A 4,436-nucleotide genomic window follows, 5' to 3' on the forward strand; every position below is an offset into this window, starting at 1 on the left:
GCATGCCGCGACTGCTGCGGCGCTCGGCCGCCCGCTCCACGTATTCGATTGCCCGCGAGGCTGTTTCGGCGGTCGCGCCCTGAATCGCGTGCCGGGCCAGCACGTCCGGATCGCGTGCCACCGCGGGAAAGGTATCGGCGTGCTGGTCGAGCAGTTCCAGTGCGGCCCAGTGCATTCGGCCGCGGCGCAGCGGCGGGATGCTCAGGTACACGGCATCGCGGATGAGCGGGTGCGCGAATCGGATGCTGCCGCCGCTGCCGGAGTCCACCAGCCCCACCGATTCGGCCGCGGCGACCAGGTCGATGACGGTGTCCTCGGCGAGCGCCGCGGCCGTGCTCAGCAGCGCCAGATCGACGCTTTCGGCCCAGATGGACAGCTGGCGCAGCACCTCGGTGACGCCGTCCGGCAGCTGCGCGATCCGGTCCTCGATCAGCTCCCGGATCGAATCCGGGACACCGTCCAGATTCCCTTGTGCGGCAAGCTCTTTCGCCACCTCCCGGACAAAAAGCGGTCTGCCGCCGGTGCGCCGGTGCAACTGCGCGAGCACCTCGTCGTCGATGTCGGTGAGCCCGGTCGCCAGCGCGGTCCGCCGGGTGCCCTCGAGATCGAGCCCGGTGAGCTCCACCCATGCGCCCGTATGCTGCGCCAGCGCCGCCACCGTATTGTGCGTCCCCTGGGTGGCTTCCGACCGCCGCAGCGTGACCAGCACGAACACCGGCTCGTCACGCAGCCAGCTCACCGCCTGCCGCAAGACCTGCAGTGTCGTCGCGTCCCCCCGCTGCACATCCTCGAGCAACACTGCCACCGGCCCGACTCGCGCTGCGCGCCTGCACTTCTCGGCAATGATGCGGGCCAGCACGAACCCGTCCGCACTCCCACCCCGCGTTCCGGAATCCGCTGCCGCGATGGCCCCCGGAACCTCGGTCGTCGCTCCCGCGGCGGCCGCCGCATCCGTCGTCTTCGGCCACGCCGTCGTGTTGTCGGCCACTGTGTTCGTGGTGGCCCGCCCGGTCGCGGACGACACGGCCCGGCCGCCGCCGGGAACCACCGGTGGGGCGGGTGATTGCTCGAAACCGCCGGTGGTGCTGCCCGATTCCGGCCGGTCGGCCTCGGCGGCGGGATATCCGCCCGCGCGTCGTTCGCAGGCGTCGAGAGCGGTGAGGATCTCCGACCAGGCCCAGGCGGTGGGCGCGCCGTCGATTTCGGGGCAGGTGCCCGCGGCGACCGTCCAGCCGCTGGTCGCGAGGGCGGAGCAGGCCGCCTCGGCGAGGACGGTTTTGCCGATCCCGGCCTCACCGGCCACCCACGCCAGCCGCAGCCGTCCACCGCGCGCCACTTCGGCGGCGCTCAGCAGTTCGGACAGCTCGGCGGTGTAGCCGGTGGCACAAGCGGATTCGACGGCGGCGTGAGTGTCGGCGGCCTCGTCGTCGACCGTGAGGATCGCGTCGGCGCCCACGACCGAGGTCTCGTCCGGGCCGATCGGGGGCGCGGCGTGCTCGCCCGCCTGCTGCCCGGGCCGAGGCCGTTCGGTCATCCCGGCGTACGGGCGGCCGGGATCCATTCCGGCCGGGGTGAGCGTGGCCGAATGGTTGAGGATGGCCATCTCGAGTTCGCGCAGGGCGGGGGTGGGGTCGACGCCGTAGGCGGTGGCGAGGTACTCCCGGGAGCGGCGAATGGTGGTGAGGGCCTCCAACTGCTGGCCCAGCTGGTACTGGGCCAGGGCCAGCAGGCGGACGATCTCCTCGCGGCCGGGATGGTCCTCGAAGAGCTGGCGGAGTTCGCGCACCACATCACCGGGCCGCCCGAGTTCGAGCTTGGTGCGGGCATTGAGTTCGACGGCGGTGAGATGCAGGTCGGTGAGGCGGTCGGCTTCGGCTGCGGCCCACTCGGTTTCGGCGAAGGCTTCCAGGGCCGGACCCTGCCACAGCGCGAGGGCGGTCTCCAGCAGGGCATTGCGCTCGGCGGGTTCGGTGCGGATATCCGGGTTGCTGACCAGTTCCTGATAGGTGCGCAACTGCTGTTCGAAATGCCATGCGTCGACGGCGTTCTCGGGGATCCGCAGGGCGTATCCGGAGGATTCCGACACGATGAAACGGGAGGGCGCACGGCGCGGGCGCTGTGGCTCGAACAGCCGGCGCAGGGTGTGGATGTGGACCTGGAGCACGGCGGCGGCCTTGGGCGGCGGATACCCGGCCCACAGGTCGTCGATCAGCCGTTCGGTGCTCACGACCTGGCCGCGAGCCACGATCAACCGGCCCAGGACGGCGCGCTGCATGGGAGTGCCGAGAGCGGCGTCGTGACCGTCGACGGACAGATGCAGGGGGCCGAGCACTCTCAGCTCCGCGCCTGCCATCGGGGTCCTCCTGCGACGGGAAGCGAACTGGACGTTCGCCGCAAGAAGAGCACTATCTCGCAAAAACCTGGAGATGCCAAAAGGTTGCGGAATAGTTGTCGGATAGTTACGACCGTCTGCGCCCACTAAGGAGACCATCTGGTACGGAGTTTGATTGCCAATGCTAACAGTTTCAAAGCGACGCACAACCGGACCGGAAGTGAACCGCAAGAGGCGGAGAGAATACTTCTGGTTGGAAGCAACCCGAGATCTAAGGGGATGGTTGGTGTGGCGAAGCGATTGGATTTTCCCAGGGGTATGGGTGACGGCGGTGTCGAGCCCGAGAACTCCGGCATGTACGTCGACCGCGACGGCGATATCTGGGAGAAGGACGAGGGCGGCTGGCGGCTGATGCTACAGCGCGGCGTCGCGGTCGACCCGAACTCGCTGTGGGACTGGACCGAAGGCCACGTGCGCGACTACGCGCCGTTCATGCCGGTGTCAGCGCGCCGCTGAGATGGTCGTAGGCCACCTGTGCGTGTAGCCGCACCCCGGTGACCAGGGTGTCGTCGTCGGCGTAGAAGTGCGGATTGTGGTTCATGAACAGCCCGCGTCCGCCCGGTATCGGCGTCGGCATGCCCTCGGGGGTGAGTTGGGCATCCTGCACGCCGAGTGTCACGTACAAACCGCCGTACTTGTTGACGAACTCGGATACATCGTCGTATCCGAGTGTCGCGCCGGTCGCGACCACCCGATCGTCCCCCGCGACGCGTCGGAAGGTGGGCAGGGCGGCGTCCATCCACGCCTGCTCGTTGTGCACCGCGGGCACGTCCTGGAGGAATTCGATTGCGGCCGAACAGTTGTAGGCCTGCGCGGAATTGACCGTCAAGGTCCGTAGGCGCTGCTGCACCTGGGTCATATTGCTCTCGACCGCGCAGCGGATGGTGCCCCACAGCGTCACCGTCTGGCCGATGATATTGAACCGTCCGACGTCCTCGACGTGCCCGATGCTGACGGTGACCGGATCGAAGGCGTTGACCTGCCGGTAGATCTGGCCCACCCCGGTGAGGATCGCGCCCGCCGCGGGCATCGGATCGATGCCCATCCACGGCGTGGACCCATGCACCTGCTGCCCGGTGATGGTGATCTTGACCAGGCTCGACGCCGCGAACTGATTGCCGACCCGATATCCGATGTAGCCCTTGGGATATGGCGTCACATGGAATCCGAACGCCATGGTCGGCGCGGGATGGTCGAGGGCCCCTTGCGCGAGCATCTCGCTCGCGCCGCCCTTTTCATTGACCGGCGGTCCCTCCTCGGCGGGCTGGAAGACGAAAAGCACCGTGCCGGACAGTTTTTCGCGCACCCCGGCCAGAACGGTGGCCGCGCCCATGAGCATCGAGGTGTGGCAGTCGTGCCCGCAGGCGTGCGAGACCGGGAACGGCCCGCCGGGATACTTCTGATCCACGACATGCGAGGCGAAGGGCACCCCGCACAGATCCGGCACCGGCAGCGCGTCGATATCGGCGCGCAGCGCGACGACCCGGTCGCCGGGCTGCCCGCCGCGCAGCACCCCGACCACGCCGTGACCGGCGATCTCGGTGCGAACTTCGTCCAGGCTCAACGACTTCAGGTGATCGGTGATCAGGGCCGCGGTGTTCACCTCGCGGTTGGAGAGTTCCGGATGCTGATGCAGATGGTGCCGCCACCCGATCACCTGTCGCGCGATGGCCGTCGCGCGGGCGTCGAGATCGTCGTAGATCGTGCCCATCGGACTCCGTTCGATCGAACGAAACAAAGTCATCACGGCCCTTGCCGTCCGTGCCGAGGCTACTACTGTGGAAGCCGAGTTCGCCATCCGTTAGCTGATTCCCGAGACGCGAGGTGACCATGACTCAGGGCTGGCCCAGCTCGATGGGGTCCTTCGATTCCTTCGACGACATCTTCAGCCGCTTCTTCGGATCCGGAATGTCCCGCCAACCCCCGGTGCAACGCATCGACCTGAGTCGCCTGGAAGTCGACGAGTCCCTGCTCACCGGCGAGGCCGACCCCATCGACAAAACCGTTGGCGGGCCGATCATGTCGGACAGCTTCGTGGTGTCCG

General features: G+C 68.1%; 4 protein-coding genes. 2 read left to right on the plus strand and 2 right to left on the minus strand.

Features of this window, described 5'->3' with window-relative positions; translation table 11 throughout:
• On the minus strand, nucleotides 1-2,353 hold a 2,353-nt coding region (locus tag ACWELQ_RS39280; protein ID WP_452402079.1), incomplete at its 3' end, for a BTAD domain-containing putative transcriptional regulator.
• A gap of 267 nt (nucleotides 2,354-2,620) precedes the next feature.
• Here ACWELQ_RS39280 and ACWELQ_RS39285 point away from each other — a divergent pair.
• The gene (locus ACWELQ_RS39285; RefSeq protein WP_452402080.1) at nucleotides 2,621-2,848 is read left to right on the plus strand and encodes a hypothetical protein; all 228 of its coding nucleotides are present in this window, start codon (nucleotides 2,621-2,623) and stop codon (nucleotides 2,846-2,848) included.
• Here ACWELQ_RS39285 and ACWELQ_RS39290 read toward each other — a convergent pair.
• Nucleotides 2,823-4,103 (minus strand): M20 metallopeptidase family protein, encoded by a 1,281-nt coding sequence (locus tag ACWELQ_RS39290; protein ID WP_452402081.1) that lies wholly within the window; start codon nucleotides 4,101-4,103, stop codon nucleotides 2,823-2,825. The genes ACWELQ_RS39285 and ACWELQ_RS39290 overlap by 26 nt on opposite strands.
• A 119-nt stretch (nucleotides 4,104-4,222) precedes the next feature.
• On the opposite strand from ACWELQ_RS39290, the gene ACWELQ_RS39295 reads away from it, so the two are divergent.
• Nucleotides 4,223-4,436, plus strand: a 214-nt coding sequence (locus tag ACWELQ_RS39295) for a hypothetical protein (RefSeq protein ID WP_452402082.1), incomplete at its 3' end; no start/stop codon positions are given.

Source organism: Nocardia sp. NPDC004722 (assembly GCF_053601505.1).